The organism is Halorubellus litoreus, assembly GCF_055378595.1.
Genome location: NZ_AP043836.1, coordinates 513451 through 529699 on the forward strand (window position 1 = coordinate 513451; position 16249 = coordinate 529699).

At 53.2% G+C, this 16249-nt stretch carries 14 protein-coding genes and 1 pseudogene; 9 read left to right on the forward strand and 6 right to left on the reverse strand.

The features are described from left to right. Positions 1-298 precede the first annotated feature (298 nt). Positions 299-1201, reverse strand: coding sequence for a hypothetical protein (locus ACZ48X_RS06875; protein WP_336349851.1), 903 nt, complete (start codon positions 1199-1201; stop codon positions 299-301). A 1223-nt stretch (positions 1202-2424) separates the two neighbouring features. Between ACZ48X_RS06875 and ACZ48X_RS06880 the strand changes: the two genes are divergently transcribed. Continuing rightward, complete coding sequence (locus ACZ48X_RS06880) at positions 2425-3318, forward strand: AAA family ATPase (RefSeq protein WP_336349850.1); 894 nt, start codon at positions 2425-2427, stop codon at positions 3316-3318. A 137-nt stretch (positions 3319-3455) separates the two neighbouring features. Next, positions 3456-3563, forward strand: coding sequence for a ribbon-helix-helix domain-containing protein (locus ACZ48X_RS06885; RefSeq protein WP_464379839.1), 108 nt, complete (start codon positions 3456-3458; stop codon positions 3561-3563). A gap of 268 nt (positions 3564-3831) precedes the next feature. Here the strand turns inward: ACZ48X_RS06885 and ACZ48X_RS06890 are convergent, their stop codons facing one another. Continuing rightward, entirely contained in the window at positions 3832-4494 is a 663-nt protein-coding gene (locus ACZ48X_RS06890) for a recombinase family protein (protein ID WP_336349849.1), read from the reverse strand. Positions 4495-4787: 293 nt separating this feature from the next. Between ACZ48X_RS06890 and ACZ48X_RS06895 the strand changes: the two genes are divergently transcribed. From ACZ48X_RS06895 to ACZ48X_RS06915, 5 genes are all read left to right on the forward strand, one after another. After that, the gene (locus ACZ48X_RS06895) at positions 4788-6200 is read left to right on the forward strand and encodes a hypothetical protein (RefSeq protein ID WP_336349848.1); all 1413 of its coding nucleotides are present in this window, start codon (positions 4788-4790) and stop codon (positions 6198-6200) included. A gap of 193 nt (positions 6201-6393) precedes the next feature. Beyond that, complete coding sequence (locus ACZ48X_RS06900; protein ID WP_336349847.1) at positions 6394-7989, forward strand: hypothetical protein; 1596 nt, start codon at positions 6394-6396, stop codon at positions 7987-7989. Between the two features lie 815 nt (positions 7990-8804). After that, complete coding sequence (locus tag ACZ48X_RS06905) at positions 8805-9305, forward strand: hypothetical protein (protein WP_336349846.1); 501 nt, start codon at positions 8805-8807, stop codon at positions 9303-9305. Positions 9306-10104: 799 nt separating this feature from the next. Next, a complete protein-coding gene (locus ACZ48X_RS06910) occupies positions 10105-10554 on the forward strand; it encodes a DUF7344 domain-containing protein (RefSeq protein WP_336349845.1) in 450 nt (149 codons plus the stop codon). Next, positions 10538-10900 (forward strand): HalOD1 output domain-containing protein, encoded by a 363-nt coding sequence (locus ACZ48X_RS06915; protein ID WP_336349844.1) that lies wholly within the window; start codon positions 10538-10540, stop codon positions 10898-10900. Before ACZ48X_RS06910 ends, ACZ48X_RS06915 begins: the two co-directional genes overlap by 17 nt. A gap of 54 nt (positions 10901-10954) precedes the next feature. Here the strand turns inward: ACZ48X_RS06915 and ACZ48X_RS06920 are convergent, their stop codons facing one another. After that, complete coding sequence (locus ACZ48X_RS06920) at positions 10955-11794, reverse strand: IS5 family transposase (protein ID WP_336349843.1); 840 nt, start codon at positions 11792-11794, stop codon at positions 10955-10957. Between the two features lie 397 nt (positions 11795-12191). Next, entirely contained in the window at positions 12192-13103 is a 912-nt protein-coding gene (locus tag ACZ48X_RS06925; protein WP_336349842.1) for a hypothetical protein, read from the reverse strand. A 147-nt stretch (positions 13104-13250) separates the two neighbouring features. Between ACZ48X_RS06925 and ACZ48X_RS06930 the strand changes: the two genes are divergently transcribed. Next, entirely contained in the window at positions 13251-13856 is a 606-nt protein-coding gene (locus ACZ48X_RS06930) for a DUF7964 domain-containing protein (RefSeq protein ID WP_336349841.1), read from the forward strand. Between the two features lie 845 nt (positions 13857-14701). Here the strand turns inward: ACZ48X_RS06930 and ACZ48X_RS06935 are convergent. Together ACZ48X_RS06935 and ACZ48X_RS06940 are read right to left on the reverse strand one after the other, a co-directional pair. Then, the gene (locus tag ACZ48X_RS06935) at positions 14702-15163 is read right to left on the reverse strand and encodes a hypothetical protein (protein WP_336349840.1); all 462 of its coding nucleotides are present in this window, start codon (positions 15161-15163) and stop codon (positions 14702-14704) included. Further along, positions 15160-15648: a hypothetical protein gene (locus ACZ48X_RS06940; protein WP_336349839.1), complete on the reverse strand. Its 489-nt coding sequence runs from the start codon at positions 15646-15648 to the stop codon at positions 15160-15162. Before ACZ48X_RS06940 ends, ACZ48X_RS06935 begins: the two co-directional genes overlap by 4 nt. Before the next feature lie 475 nt (positions 15649-16123). Here ACZ48X_RS06940 and ACZ48X_RS06945 point away from each other — a divergent pair. After that, positions 16124-16207: pseudogene (locus tag ACZ48X_RS06945) on the forward strand (IS6 family transposase); the annotation flags it as partial. Between the last annotated feature and the right edge of the window lie 42 nt (positions 16208-16249).

The window sequence follows — 16249 nt, forward strand, 5'->3', positions numbered from 1 at the left end:
TGAAAGAGGTCCTGTAGAGACCCGCAATCCGTGGGAGTGTCCGGTGGACTAACAGCACTACTAAATCGCGCTCCAGTAAATGAAAATAATAGTTCATATGGCGGGTTAGAGGCCCTTGCCTCCGGCCCGTGACTCGTACACCCGACCGCTCACCCCCCTCGTACACACGTACACCCCCCGGTAGAGTTATTCATCGGACGTACGAGAAAGCGCTGTCCCCCGGGGTGTACGAAACAGATTATAGTGGTGGAATAGTTGATTAGGCCCTCGGCCGGTGGGCTACAAATGAGTATGTAAGTTACTTTATATTCAGGGCTTTCGCCCACTCGTGGAGGTCAATCCGGTCGGCAGCCAGCATACCAGGCATCGTCCAACACAAGTCAACCGACGAGTACGCATGATGACCGTCACGGCTGCGCTCTAACCGGTCGTTCACACGAGTGGACGACCAGTTCTGTGCCTCCCCACCGAACATTCCATTATCGAGCTGGATGAAACCGTGCCTAACCAGATGGTTCCAGAATCTGACCATCCCACGTCGGTTTTCGAATAGCCAGATCGTTGGGCCAGCATCTGTTGATTGCCATGCCGTGAACTTGTTTTCCCACGTGCCCGTATTTCCGTGATTCGTGAGGACCTCGACTCTCGCTATTGGCTCAGGGTCAGGTCCGTAGATTCGGAGGTCCGGTCGCTGTGGGAGGTTACCCTGTGGGTAGTAGTCGTTATGCGTGACATCGTTCAGTCGCTTGAGCGACTCTCCAGCCACCATCACACCCTTTCTGTGACTCATCAACTCCGGGCCGTCCCGAAACGTTGGCGGGCGGGAATGCTCGGTCGTCGCCCACGGCGGATAGACATCGTCGTGGTTTTTGAAGAGATTCTCGATCACCGTCAGGCAGTCCTCTGTCGGGAGCCACTTACACCGGCGGCCAGCGATGTAGACCTTCTCATCGCGCTTGGGTGACTTGAACAGCCCGGCTTCAATCATCGCTTGATGAGCCCGTTCTGACTGTGGGCTCCACAACTCGATACTGCTGCAGAGTTCCCGTAAGGTCGGCTCTGGATCGCGCCCGATATGATGTGTTCGGCCCTGAATATCAACTGAGTAGGCGTTGAACCAACCAGTGACACTGAACAGGATTTGCTTCTCAGTCGTCCCGAGACTGTACTTGTCTGCCAAGCGTCCAGTATCGCTTGCCATACAATAGTTATGCGAGAATTGATTTAAAGCTCAGGGAGTGAGGACTCGACATTGCCAGCGGGTTATTCGCGGGCCTATTTTTAATCAGCACTGCTTGACTCCGGACCTGAATACTGATTTCAGGAGTGGCTTATCCTTGATGAGCTGTACAACCTCAATACATTCGAGGTCTTATTGATTCTGCTCGCCACGATAGCGCACTGATAGAGCAGGGAACCGGCACGCCATTCGTGATTTTGGTCTAGTTACAGGAAGTGCCGTACCGATGAGACATCGATGCCGGAGACTGTGAGTTCAGTCACAAACGCGTCTTGATTACGGTATGCCTCGCTGATGCCCGCGAGCGGTATCCCGGAAGTTCATTGAATTACGTGGTTCGACCAAAGGAGTTGTACGTTCCACATTTGTTCGGTCTTGTCGCAGGCGACGTTGAGGAACTTGGGTGCGTCGTCGCCGAGGAGGACATCGTAGTCAGAAACCCGAGAGGGATGTCAATTCGTCGCTGTCTGCGTCCTCGAAGTCCTGGAAGCGCTGCTCTAGGTCCTGCTTCCGACGATGCTGCGTAGTTCCTGTAGAAGCTCGTCGTAAGTCTGACCGGGCTACTTGAGCTGCTGGAACTTCTTCCTCGTCTCTTCGGTCACCGGGATGCGTTTGTCTGCCGCCAGGGCATTGTACGGACTTACAATGTTGATGATATTAACAGCTTTCTTCAGTTTCTTGGTTCGTGCCGAGACCGCATCGCTATATCGGCCACCGCTTCCTCCGACATTCTGGCAGTTCCGCACGGAGTGCCGAGAAAGACCTCGGTTGGTTCAACGCCTACACCTACAAGACCGTACGCATCATCAACAACTGGTTGGACGCTTTCGGCGACGTTCTCCAGTGCAATTCGGCACTCGATAGTTCGTTCAAGATGGCGAGTGCTGAGCATGTGAAGGCGACGCTTCTGACTGGCGACGACGACGCTATTTCCACTGTTCCTTTATAGGGGTCAGTAACAGATGGTCGTGAACTTCCTCGGGATCATGCCCCGGGGCACTCGGCCTACTCCTCCTGTAGACAGTAGCCGGAAATTCAAATCGCTTGGTGGCTGCTGGTCAATAGCCAGTCAATCAGGCGAATACTCACGTTCGGATTTCTGGCATCCTCCACACTTTTATTGCCTTAGAGAGAAAACACTTAGATGCCAGATTGATATCAGAATGATAGTGAAGTGATTACAGATGGGACGAATACGTGAGATTACAGATGGAACCGATCAAGAACTTCAGAAGTACTTGCAGCATCATAGATGGGAAAGAAATCCGTTCGCGCATGGCGCGTCTATCGGTGAGTACGTGCTACCGGGCGACGATGAGATTGCCGATATTGCGTCGCATATACGGTCATACACAGGTCCAATCCTCATCCATTCGCGTTTCAGCGGCGTCGGAAAAACGACGCTGTTGAAGATGCTACTTGAGGAGTACAGTGACGAATTCACGACCACGTACATCGGTGAGCACAACGTCACGCCGTACGAATTGACGTCTATTGTAGCCGACCAAATCGGCGTCGGGAAGTCGTCGTCGACGAAGCTAACCGAACAGAAGATTCGAGACCACGTCAAGAGCTATAGAGGCGACCCACACTTGCTCGGAATCGACGAATTTGGGCTCAATGATCCAGACACGCTCCACACGATTCAATTCTTGAATGATCTTGACCGTTTCCGAGTCATCCTCACCGGGATGAGCAGCCAGTGGAACGCGATTGGCGACCTCGGAAGCGATGGGCGCGCTTTCCAGAGACGCGTCAGCTACAAGCTCGAACTCGAACCCTTTGAGCGTGAGCAGACTACTGAACTGGTCCAACGTCGCCTTGCAGCAGCGGCAGGTCGGGACCCCACCAATGAGGATGTTCTCGACGATATTGGCATCGGACCGTTCAGCACAGATGCACTGGATACCATTCACGAACGCGCGCAGGGCGTACCAGCTGTCATTACTGCCGCGTGCGCGGAGCTAGTCGACCTCGCCGCGTACCAGCACGCACATGATGCCGGCTCTGAGATATCAGTCGACCTTACAGAGGCGATCGAGTATACCGAGCCCGAAGTCGAAGAGACGTCAGAATGAATGTTCTGTGATATCAAACTGAAATCATAACGATGGGAAGACGCAAAATCACTGACGAAGCGAATTCGACCAACGACCAGGCAGATCAAGACGACTCTGACGAATCCGGAACTGACCGAGTCCAACTGACGCAGCGGATGCCCGAAGACCTCGTAGGGGATGTTGATGCGTTAGCCGACGAGATGGGTATGTCACGGAACGCGGCAATCAACATGCTCGTCAAGCAGGGTCTGAAGGGCTTCTGAAGAGACTAACTCATAGCCTGTGGTGCACCTCACGTAGAGGACTGTGAGGAAGTCATCCAGGATCGATAGCTGAGAGAAATGAGTGCGTATAGAATTCCAAAGGAGAAGACAGAGCACACGATTGAACCCACGGCAGAGGCGTGGTTTCATCGACACAACGCTGTACATACAACGAGGAAGGGCCGATAATGTTGCGACTGAGAAACTGAACGACTGACTGCCAGCACGATCATATCGCAGGAGCGAATGCGCTGGTCCTGTTTCAAAGTTAGAGGCCGTACAAATCGGCCCTCTCATTAACCGCTCTTCTGATTGTCTTACGACCACAGTCGAGTTCACTGGCTGCCTGTCGTTGACTCATCTCGTCCCTGGCTACTTGCTCCAGTGTCTCGCAGACGCGATGGTAGGTACCCGCCTCGATAAGCTCACCGTTGTCTTTCTCAAATCCGAGCGGTGCCGGACCGTGATGATAGTCTTCGCTCTCTTGTCGGGCGGCGATTCCTTGGCGTATGTTTTGGCGTTTAATCTTCGCATCGAGTTCCGCAAACACACCGAGCATCTGGATGAGTGCCTTCTGATACGGGTCTTCGTCTTCGGCTTGGGGACGTAGAACCATCCGGTTCGACACGATATGTACCGCAACGCCGGCGTTTCGGAGTCGTTCAACAGTGCGTTCCAGGTCGGAAATACTTCTCGCCACACGAGAGACTTCATGGACGACGACAGCGTCTACTCGGCCGGCATCTGCGTCCTCAAGGAGACGTTGATATCCTGACCGTTCAACATCAGTTCCAGTGGACTTGTCTCGATACACTTTGATGGAGGAAGGTTCTGCGCTGAGTTCTTCGACAGCGTATTCGTGAGTCGCTTCGAGCTGTCGGTCAAGGTTTTGGTCCGCAGTCGAAACCCGAACGTAGGCAGCTACAGGCATACATTCGCCCACGGTGACTAGATATTTAAAAGACAGAATTTATGCCCATATGGGCAAGGAGTACAGTACCTCCCCATGTTGGGATTCCTCTTCGCCCTGAGAAGGCCAATGATGAGAATGGCCTCTTCACAAGCGGGCACTCCCATCTCTCAGCAATCTATTGCCGACCAATTGCGTTGGGGCTCCTTTTCATACTCTCTGCACGCATTGAAGCCCAATTCGTGCGATGAACTGCTCGCCATTGCTGGCCGCCTTATCATAAAGTGTTAGGCGCGGTGCGAGGATGGGTTCGTATGACCGTTGTCTATCGATTTCGCTCAATGCACAATTTGATTCACGAATACAATGAGCTTGAGCAGCAGGAACTTGTTCTCTCTTCACCGCGATACTTTAACGATCCGCTTGAGGGGTATCAAGACGTGTTTTGGGAAGGAGGTGAGGTCCTGTGGGAGAATCTCCTTCGGCATTATCTCTTAAATCTTCATTGGGCAGCTACAAATTGTTTGATATTTGATAGCAGCGAAGATTTTGAGGAATATGCCATAGACCCCAAACTCACCCGTGAGGACCTTCCCACCGATGAGTTTCGCCAACAATTCGATTCCGTCTGTCAGTCCTTCTTTGAGGAGAAGGGATTCCGAAGAATTTCCTCAAGTCTAGCTTCACTGCCGAAGCCGCTGAAGAGGAACAATCTCCAACAAATCTTGTCGGCAATCCACCCCTCGGCACTTGAGTCAGTATTAGAGAGAATGAGAACCTCAGGGGTAATCTCGGAGGAGGGGCCAAAGGTTACGAGTTCAACAGACTCTGAGACCGTGGAGAATCTGATTGAAGCTCTTTCTGACGCTATGGCTGATGAGGATGAAGAGCTGCTAGAATCAGTAGCATCGTCATTGGGCCCCCTCAAATCGCACATGTACCTACAGCAGGCGGTGCAGACGGGGGTGGAGCAGCTTGAATTACACCATAAGAAACATCACCTCTTGCATCAGTCGTTCCCCGACCGGTATATTAGAGAAATAGCCAACTCGCTAATTCACACGAATTGGCATACATTGTGTTTCGCAAAAGAATGTGCAAGTCCTCCGATGTGGGCTACGTATGCAGATGAACATAGAGGAGCCGCCTTAATGTTTGATGCAGACCGAGAAACTGAGCAATCATGGGGCAAGTTGACTGTCAATGGAAGGACTGGTTGGAATAATTCGGGGCCTAAATGTGGGGAGATTCAAGCACCATTGAATCCAGTTGACTATGGATCTTCACCACCAGAAGTGGACTTCTTCCAGTTTTTAGGTACCCTCCCGCTCCCGAAGCTTGTGTCAGCGTGGCATTCCACGCCCGATGGAAGGACTAGTCAGAAGTTGGGCAAAATCGTGGATGACCAGGATGCCTGGCAAGACAACCTTTGGGACCATTTCAACAGTATGTCAACTAGAAAGCTTAGCCAATGGGAATACGAACAAGAAGTTCGCATGGTGCTACCCGATTTGTCGGGTACAGAGGGCTCCCATCGAAAGGTCACATATGACATATCTCAGCTCGAAGGAGTTGTATTCGGCCTACGTACCGAGCTTGAGGATCGTTTTGAAGTAATGCGAATCCTCTCGGAAAACAGCCGGGGAGACGATTCCTCGCCTGTCGAGTTTTACCAGATGGTTTTCGACGGAGGCAAGTTCAAAAAGGTAAAAGTTGATATTCTATAATTTTATTTATTTCCACACTAACCAAGTGTTTAAAATCCGTTATGTATTTTAAGTGTTCTCAATTGGTTCGGTTCCTATTTATGTGAAAGTAACCACCGTGTTCTGGAGTCCTGGCAGCGTAGTTAAGAGATGATTGCCACACCTTCATATCCTTGGCACGACCGGTTGTCACAAGAACGGGATACTGGTTGTTATGGACGATATTGAGCGTATCCAGGCGTATATCCTCGGTCGGCTAGATCGGGAACCGCAGAAGAAGGCGGATATCATAGATGCGATCGACGAGAATCGTGGCGACGACCGTGATATCATCGAGTCTGCGTTCAAGACTCTAATCGATCGAGGCCGCATCCAACCCGACAACGAGAATCCACCGGTCTACTCTCTTACTGACGCGGGCGAAGTAAAGATGCTTTTCGAAGGACCAGCAGTGATGCTATCTATCGACTTCGTCGGCGTCCAGGACAAGGACCAGTTAGACGCCTACCTGATGGACTTATACGAGGTAGACGAGACGCCGGACGAGATGACGACGGGAGGAATTGACACACTTCCACTCACGTCTCAGGAATGGGGTGAATTAGAAACGGAACGCGATGAGTTCGACGCCCTCAACCTGACGGTACTCCAGTTCAACTCCGTCCCGCTCGGCTACCTGGTCATCCTCTCCGGCAAGCTGACTACGGACTACTTTGACGCCATCTGGACGACGGACCAGGAGGCGGGCCTTGCACCAGCTCGTGACGCGATCCGCGAGGCGTGGGACGATATCTTCGACGGATTCACCCTTGGCCTGGTCTCCAGCCACGATAATCCGGTACGGCTCGTCGGGCGGAACACGCCGATAACGGTTTCAACGGTCAAATTGGGGTTGAGCGTCAACGAGGCCCTGACCGGTTCCCGCGACGTAACGGATTATCAGCGTCTCTACCGATCGTACGCCTCGCACTTCGGCCGACGCGGGTTTTTTGAGTTGCTGGACATCGACCCGTTATCTGCGAAATCGGTGATTCCGCAGGCTGCGAACGTGGTCTGTGTCGTCGGACCGGGGAGCGAGATGTCGCCGGATAACATGACGTACCATAGCTCCTATACCATGATCGAGATCTCCGACCAGTTGGTGCTGGATGAGAACACGCGGACCCCACCTTCGGCGCTTTCCCTGAGTTCAGACTTTTTCGTTCGGTTCCTCCCGTTGATCTACCTCTTCAACTGGTTCAAGGACAAGCGGCTGCAGTTTTGGGATTTGAACGAGTCAGTCCGGGATCTCTCCCTGTCGCGGATCGATGCCGGCGGCGGTATCGATGACATCCAGGACGACATGGAACACGTGATCGATGCCGACCTGGATTTCACCGAAACGTATTCACGGGTCCTTTTCCACCAGCAAATCGCGGAGAACTATTTCGAATACCTGACCGATTGGTTCGAGCAGCGCGACCACGGCGAGTTCCCGGTCTCGGATATACGGCGGATTGATGATACGGAAGAAACTCAAGGCGTCTTTGAGACCATACTGCACGATATCATCGACGAGATGGAGCTGGTCGAGGAGAACTATGAGGGCCTGTTCGACCGGTACTCGGTGACCGCGACCAGCTTGAACCGGCTGTTGTCGTACCAGTCCTCTGCGACGAACATCCAGATCAACAACACGGTGAAATGGCTGACGGTGATTTTGGTGTTTCTGGCGTTGTTCGGCGGTTTCGGTGGATACGAGTACGTGGAAGGTCTGACAACACAGGCCTATGAACGCGCTTTAGAGTTGGCTGGACAGCTACCGTTCTAGCCTGTGAAATCTCCGAAGCTCAGTTTTGTGTAACCATCAGCCGAGGATGGGTTAGAAGATGGTGATGAATACATACCCTGAATCTACCGACTCACTGGCTGCTCCAATACAACATGCGAACCGTTCTATGAGACATTCAGGAAGTGGCTGCTCTTGGACTGAAAGCAAAAGGAGTCGATTGATGCCGCGGTGACTTTCGAGCAATGCCTTTGCATGCCGCGTGAGACTCCCTGGAATTCTGGCCCCGTTCCTATTGCATCACATAACACTGGATAGAACTCCAAAACCCGCAGACTCCAAGGGTACCGTTTAAAACCTTGGCTTCAGGTGGTGAACCACGATAATGCCCTGTTGCAGAGGTCTGCAGGTCGTCACAGGACGAGGGTTTATAACAACGAGATTATTTCATATAGTTAAGCGACGCCCGAGAACTCCCCGCATCTACAAATCCCACGATGCATAGACCTCTCTGGCAAGACAACCCGATACCAGAATCCCCGGTATCATAGTCCACTGCTGACGCGGAGCCAGCGCGTCATCGGACGTCGCGTACAAGCAGTCCAAATAGCGGTTAGCACGCGAAAACCATGACACGAAAGATTCCACCAACCGATGACGATAGTACAGTCCGACACTACCGCGCTGACGGAACGCTCACCGTAACGCGGGACGAAGATACAAACGAACACGTTGTAAAATCCCACGGCGGTGACCGGGGCGACACATGGACGCGTCGCGTCCCCGCAACCCGAACTACGGTTGAGTCCGGTGAACATCTCTGGAGTATCCCGGACAACTGGACGCGACTATATAAATTGGAAGTCGAGCACGGACCCGACAAAGGCATCTACGAAATCCCGGAGACCGGCGATTCCGTTCTCGTTCAACTCTGTCAGAACGCTTGTATCACCGATGCGTTCCACTTCGTCAAAAAAGTCGGGAGTACAACGTGGACTGCTCGTGCGGAGGTTAATCAGGACGCCCTCAGCGACGCGCTCACTCACGTCAACAACTACTCCGATGAATTTCCCGACGGGATCCGTGATGTCCTCGAATACCTCCGCGATAATCCGCGCGACGCAGTCGCGGAGGCTGAGGAATTCGCTGAGATGTGTGCGGCCGACTCCGTGGGAGATGTGAACGGAATCCCCGCGTCAGAGTTCGACCCGTTTTACGAGTCGTTCCGCGCCATAGACGGGGTTGTTAGTCATCCGGAGTACGAGCAAGAGGGCGAGGTCATGGAGATCGTCCGCGACATCCTCAGTAACTACGGTGTCGTTCCCTCCTCTCCGCTCGTGTCCGTGACAGTCCGGTAAGCCGAACGCGACTATGCGGTCATTCAGGGATAGCCCCTGCCGAAAGAACACAGATTTGAGCTCCGTGCCGACACCCGATGGCGGAAATCTAAGCAAAACGATAGCGTCCAAGACAAGGACTGAAACAAATACCAATGAGGCGGAGTATAGAGCAGAAGTCATAAATGCGGAATATAGTGAGGGTGAGGAGTTCGATTTCCGCGCCGACATTTGGGTCAAACTCCACAATCCCCACGGAAAGGATGTTTCCGTGAACCGGACGTACCAGGCTAATCCGAAGTACGATGACCTTGTTAAAATGAGGAGTACGTCCACAGTTATGCAGAATACTGGTGGCCAGACGCGGTCCCCGCAAATGGGGACGCACCGTTTACTGATCAGCGATACGCCTGGAGGTCGAGAATCGATATTGACGATTACGATGCTTTACTGGAGGCCTGTATCGAAAATGCCACCCTGGATGCGGAGATCGAAATTGAGAATCTCAAGAACCGAAAGGACCGGTTCAGAGAAAGACTAGAAGAATAACTATGCTGATGAAGTAGGAAATCTTGGCTCTGTTGAAACCCTCAAACGCCTATATGTTGCATCGGTTTGCCGTATTGCAGGACGTGAATAGCCCCAATCATTGATGGAGTCCTGCTCGATATTGTTGCTCTTAGTCAACGCCCTGAAGCCGACGTTCTGATCAGGTTCGTAGACGTCTCGTATCTGCACATAAATCGCTCGTAATCGGGAAATAGCCCGGACTATGTCGGCCCGGGGAACCGTTAATGCACCCCGCGTTCATTCTACAGATATGGCTGGCGAACCAGATACCGATGAGGAAGCCACATCCGAAGTGTCCGCACCACCCGACAAACAACTGCTATCCCCCGATTTTCTAGAAATCGAACCGGTATACGAGGCGTTAGGACACTCCCGACGGCGCTACCTGTGCTACACCCTTCTCGAAGCCACCGAGTGGTCGCTGACCGACTTGGCGACGAAAATCGCCGCGTGGGAGAACGATATTCCCGAACACGCAGTAACGGCAGACCAGCGCGAAGAGGTGTACGTCTCGCTCTACCACGCTCACGTCCCGAAGCTCGTTGACGAAGATGTTATTACGTTCGACGAGGCGACCGAGACGATTACGACCGCCGAACACGCCGAACAGGTTTTGACCGCCCTCGAAGGGATTGGTGCCAGCCTCGACTCGAATCAGGAAGCGCACGCACGGAGTGAGATGGATGAGCGAGAAGACTAACGGCGGAATCAAAAGCAACGACGACCCAACCAGTGGTGCCGATACGCACTGGTCGCAGGTGGGACAGCGTCACTACGAACCCGATGGACGGGGGGGACTCACGACTGCAATCGTCTACGCCATCGCAGAGGCCAAAGGCGTCTCCCCAAGTGAGGTAAAATCGCCGCCGCTGTACGAAACCGTGGACGTACCAGCGATTGAAGACGCGTTCTTCGGGCCGAACGTGGGCGAGAAGTCTCGACAGGGCGTCGGCACGGTCGAGTTCCAGTACACCGAATTCCTCGTGAAAGTCAAGAGTGACGGCTGGATTCAAGTTTACGAACTCTCTGAGCCTGAGCAGGTGTGAACGACCACCTGTTGATTGTGGTCTCAGACCATCTACAGCCACTGACGTCTGTGACTACGACGGACGGAACAACGTGAGCGTCTGTTCGATGTTGTGAACGACACATTTGATGACGAGTTCGCGGAACTGCTTCCACCAGCGGCGTGATCGCACAAACGCACCGTATTTCTGTTTGATCGCCGCATTGACTGTCTCGTTCATATTTCGACGATGGTAGAGGTCACTATCCAACCGCGCATTCCATGCCGTATGGAGCGATGAGAACTCTCGATGCTTGATGAGTGGTCGAATACCGTGATCACGTGTGAGCTGTCGGAGGTTCTGGTCGTCGTATCCTTTGTCGCCAATCAATACCTCAATTGAGTCCACATTCCGTTTGACCACCTGTGGCGCGATCTGTGTATCGTGTTTCCGTGTCGTCGTCACGTGAATGTCGAGAACGGCGTTAATCGCCGTATCGACCAGTAATGTCGTCTTCAACTGCTGGATGGTGAGATTCGTTCGCTTCGTATAATGAGTTGATGCATGCGCCCGCTCGAACCCCGAAGCATCGATGCCGATGATACCGTTCAGCGGCAAGTCCGCGAGCGAGATGTTCAGTAACACTCGCCAGACGGCCATCTCCAAGCGGTCGAACGCCTTACAGAGTGTCGAGGGTGCGGGAATCGAATCGAGTTCGAGGGCGTCACGGATGCGAGGCATCTCGATGAGTTCATCAACGAGGTCGCGGTACGTGGTCGTCTTCTTCACCTTGAGACAGAGAAGAACGACGTGCTGACGGAGCGTGAACCGCTTCCGAGAATAGCGTGTCGAAAACCGTGCAACAGCACGGCGAGCCAGCACCATAGCTCGTTCAACGAACCGGAGAAGTCGTGACTTCGGCAGGGAATCCATCCTGTCTCAGACTACTCGCCCATCATGTTTGCCCGCGAGGGTTTCAACAAGGCCGAAATCTTCGACATGGACATCGGCGGTTTGCTGCTTCAAATCCCTAGTCTGACAGTCGAAGCGGACGCTTTCCAGCGATTCAACAGAGCCCACCAAACATATCGATAGAGGGGTGTTTACCCGGTCTGGAGCATATCGATAGAGGGGTGTCTACCTCGTCGAAAACAAATCGATAGAGGGGTGTCTGCCCGGTCCAGAACATTTCGATAACGGTGTGTGACCAAGCTCAGAACATATCGATAGAAGGCTGTCCACCCGGTCTGGAGCATATCGATAGAGGGGTCTACCTCGTCGAAAACAAATCGATAGAGGTGTGTGAGCAGAAACGTGTTTAGAACGTCAATTACACGCCGAAGAATCGACGAATAACTGACCGCATCATACGCGACTCCATCGAACTCCCACCCATCTCTTGCTCAATAAGATCGTCCATCGCCTCATCCATCTCCTTCTCACCCTTCATGACATCCTCAATTAGGTCTTCCCCTAATTCGAACCCAAGGACGAATTCGCCACGTAGCAAGCTCAATAGGATGAGTCTATGGATGTTCGCCTCATTCTTCAATAGCATCAGATTCCACCCGCGCATAAAGCCGAGTGTTGCAAGCCGGGGAGGTCGTCTAACCATCTCAGCGTCTTCGTCTACCCATTCCACTGAGTACGCCAGCGTATCCACGACAAATCCTCGTAGAAGCATTGATAGCGTGAATACAACAGAGTACACGGATATGAGCAATCCGATGCTAGCAAGCACAGAAACCGTGCTGATAACGATTGCAATGAGTCCTACACCGACACCGATTAGAACCTCACCAATTGCATGACGACGACGTAAATCCGAATGCGTTCGCTTAATGTCCGCAAGTAGCTCGCCTTTCGTAGGCGCATCTTCTTTCACATCGGTGTTCTCTACGTACATCCGCCTGAGGTCGCGTCGCATCTTCGTCATGTCTTCGGCAATATCGTTATCGAACCAGCGCTGCACTCGGTCGACGCCGAGTGGGTGAGACAGTGCGAATTCTCCAATCCGTGGTGCGAGGGTAGAGAGGAGGATGACTCCTGATAGGAGTCTGCCTCGTGCGGTGACGGAAAATAGGTCAAAGAGGGGTTTGGTTGCGTAGTAGATGTAGAGCATGATTCCAACGAACCACCCGACGGCCGATGCTATCATTGACTCTAAAAGCCAAACCCGAGGAGCAGGCAAGCTCCATACGAGCACGCAGATGAACAGCAAATCAAGGAATTCCGGGAGCACTCAACGCTAGTCATGTCATCCGTGGACATGAATCCTGTGTGCAGTAACTCACAGAACGCGAAGGTTAGGAGTCGACCACCCGATTCCAGTACGCACATCCCTTATTTGGAGGGAAACGGTTTACTCGGTCGGTAGACACGAATGCGTATGGCGCGAGTCTGCGATTCATGTGGGGAGGAGTTCGGGACGCTTTCTCGGCTTCGGCTGCACGACTGCCCGGCCGAGGTCCATGAGGAACTGCTTGCGGCACTCGCAGGAGAGCCCGACACCGAGTCAATCCCCGACCGCCCGTTGACCGACGAAGAGTTCGAGGCGCTACGGGACGACGAACGCATCGTACGGGCCGAAGAGGTGCTGTCCGCTCCCGGAACGGAGAACAAAGTTATCTCGTTTGTCTACGAGTCCGAAGCCGGGATCGCGTTTGGAATGCATTCGGACCACGAGACGGGCGAGTGGCTGGTGACGACCCGAGGAGAGGCGACCGACTTCGATGAGGTGGAGGCGCGGCACGACGAGTGGGTGTCGCAGGACATCGAGCGGGTAACGGGCGGGCCGGTTGATATGGATAACGTCGGGCCGATTGCGGAGGAGTTGACCGTCGAGTGTTCGCGCTGTGGAGACGACCACTTGCTGTCGGTGGAGCCGAGCGAGCAGATGGCGGAGATTGGGTTGATGGAATATGCGGGCTACTGTGAGGCAGCGGACACTCCCTTGGTTGAAACCTTTTCGCTGGAGGAGGTTATGGAGCAGTAGTCCGTCGGAGTGGACCGTTCGACAACAGGTTCTATTCCGAGATATCGATGAAATCCGGGAGACGATAGAGGTACCCTCGGGACGTGAATCCCGGAATATAGCCGGGACGCTGTTCAGTGGAACACGTGTGTAACTAGCATCTTCGACAGGGTTGCCACCGGCGCGACCCAAAGTGGGGCGGGGATGGTCCCTTCTGAGAGTCCGGCCGACACACTAACAAGACGACCATATCGCATAGTTGGGTTTAGACGGACTAACGCAACTGAGTCCTGCGAATCTGATTTGCCAAGTGGGCAAGCGTCTGAGGGTTTTTATGGGTAGACGTCCAATAAACAGTCAGTAGCAGGTCAAAGCCACATATTGGAGACGATCGGCCCTGGATTTCCGGTTCTCCATCCTGCGGGGAATCCCGGCCTCTCACGGCAAGGACCAGGGTTCGAATCCCTGACGGAGCACTTCTACCGAACCAACGTCCGAGCGACAGCGAGGACGTTGGTCGAATGAAGCGCGGACGGAAGGGATTCGAATCAGGGAGCGGAACGAGCGTGAGCGAGTGAAGTGACCGTGGTTCGAATCCCTGACGGAGCACTTTTCAGCAATTCACGACGACGAGCGCAGCGAGTCGGTCGGATTGCTGAAAATGCGCACAGGATTCGAATCCTACCAGTCGCGCGCAGCGAACGCACGTGAGCGAGCACGTCTGGTATCGGTTCGAATCGCTGACGGAGCACTTCCAACTCCCCCCATCCGGCAGTTTTCGTTTATGAGAAACGACGAAACAAAACCAAGTTCACGGGCAAGACGATAGAATCGACCGGCGAGACCCTTCGCAATGCTTCGATTGGCTACGTCTCGCGGGTAAGGATTATAGATGGACCGAAACCCCCGCTGCCTTCCGGAATCGTCGCGCGGTTCTCGTGGTGATCGACGACGTCGGGAACCGTCTGGACCCCACAGTCGTATGGTGCAGACGTAGCGAAGAGACCGACGAACTGTGGTATCTCAATCTGACTCTGTTTGCGATGGAACGTGAGGGGCTGCAGTGTCTCGTTGAGGAGGAGTCGAACCCAATTCTGGAGGGCTTCCCGCTTCACGGGTCGCAGGACTGACTTCTTGTATAGCGGCGGACGAACAGCGTCGAACCCATATGCTGCACTCACCGCTTCCGGAGGCGTGATTCCGTTTCGGAACACTGCGTAGACTGCTCGAAGGACAGCTGCTTCGAACGCATCCTGCCCCCGCTCCAGTTCAGCCAACTCTTCAGGAAGACGTTCGTTCGCTTCGATACGAATTGTCTCGTAACTCACGAACTCAGCTGCGTCCTGTAACCGAGTTCGGCGAGCACGGCATCGGAGCATTCGAGATATTCGTAGAAGTCTTTGAGCACAGGCGATTGTCTTGCTTTGTTGAGAAAGACCGTCTTGAACCGTCGTTCGGGAACGTCGAGTGCTGATGGGTCGATACCCTCGACATCGAGTGCCTTGTCGGCGACGTCGAGGATAGCGATGTCGTACAACGCCGACCCGTCATTGTTGAAAGAAGAGTCCGTCTCCCACTGATCGCGGTTTCGCTCATGTAGCTGCGCGGTTAGGTGCGTTTCCCTCCGTAAAATCTGAATATCAGGTGCAGGGTGACTGAGTTTGAGTTCCTCGGTAAACCGATCGGCTACCGGCCCATACTCGTCTTTCTCCGGATGCTCTTCATATCTATACTGCGTCGTGTAATTACCGCTTCCCTGTGCTGAGCTAGGTCGAAAGGAATCTGAATGCTGTATCGGATAGTCATCGGGCATATGTGATGTGTTAAATTATTCCGGGTTGACCGATAAGGGATTGCCCTGAGATTGCTCACTTGGAAGTCCCATACCGACTACTGATGTTGTTAGGAAGACCACATCATAATATAAGTCGATTATCTGTGACTGGACGAGACCCAGCTTCCAACCTACAATAACGCCCCCGTCATAGGTAGCATCTGAACCGATCTGGTGCGGGCAAGCCGCTGAAATTCCCGTAAGTGACCGTTAAACTCATACATGTCTGTTAGGTTAGTGGTTTACAGAACGTAGCAAATACCCGCTTATACCTCCTTCATAGGGTTAAACTGGATATACAACTGGACCCACAATGGAAAGTAGTCCATTTTGAATGCGTTCTGTCTTAGCCCGCGTTTCCAAGATGCTTGTACGCTGCAATCGACCCAGAGACCAATGAACTTCTCAAACGAAGCTTGAACCGATGCGAACGTACGTGCTCGCTCACGCGTTATCCACAAAATTCAGTCACGCCAGCGCGGAAACTGCTGACGAGTGGCTCCGATCATTCGCCTTCGCATGGAATCAGCGAATCTGAACGCGTCCTTAGGCATCAATACAAAAGTATTTGTACTGCTCT

What these genes read in the sequence shown, in the direction of transcription:
- ACZ48X_RS06875 (WP_336349851.1), bottom strand. Translation starts at nt 1,201, where the DNA reads ATGGCAAGCGATACTGGACGCTTGGCAGACAAGTACAGTCTCGGGACG.
- ACZ48X_RS06880 (WP_336349850.1), top strand. Translation starts at nt 2,425, where the DNA reads ATGGGACGAATACGTGAGATTACAGATGGAACCGATCAAGAACTTCAG.
- ACZ48X_RS06885 (WP_464379839.1), top strand. Translation starts at nt 3,456, where the DNA reads ATGCCCGAAGACCTCGTAGGGGATGTTGATGCGTTAGCCGACGAGATG.
- ACZ48X_RS06890 (WP_336349849.1), bottom strand. Translation starts at nt 4,494, where the DNA reads ATGCCTGTAGCTGCCTACGTTCGGGTTTCGACTGCGGACCAAAACCTT.
- ACZ48X_RS06895 (WP_336349848.1), top strand. Translation starts at nt 4,788, where the DNA reads ATGACCGTTGTCTATCGATTTCGCTCAATGCACAATTTGATTCACGAA.
- ACZ48X_RS06900 (WP_336349847.1), top strand. Translation starts at nt 6,394, where the DNA reads ATGGACGATATTGAGCGTATCCAGGCGTATATCCTCGGTCGGCTAGAT.
- ACZ48X_RS06910 (WP_336349845.1), top strand. Translation starts at nt 10,105, where the DNA reads ATGGCTGGCGAACCAGATACCGATGAGGAAGCCACATCCGAAGTGTCC.
- ACZ48X_RS06915 (WP_336349844.1), top strand. Translation starts at nt 10,538, where the DNA reads ATGAGCGAGAAGACTAACGGCGGAATCAAAAGCAACGACGACCCAACC.
- ACZ48X_RS06920 (WP_336349843.1), bottom strand. Translation starts at nt 11,794, where the DNA reads ATGGATTCCCTGCCGAAGTCACGACTTCTCCGGTTCGTTGAACGAGCT.
- ACZ48X_RS06930 (WP_336349841.1), top strand. Translation starts at nt 13,251, where the DNA reads ATGGCGCGAGTCTGCGATTCATGTGGGGAGGAGTTCGGGACGCTTTCT.
- ACZ48X_RS06940 (WP_336349839.1), bottom strand. Translation starts at nt 15,648, where the DNA reads ATGCCCGATGACTATCCGATACAGCATTCAGATTCCTTTCGACCTAGC.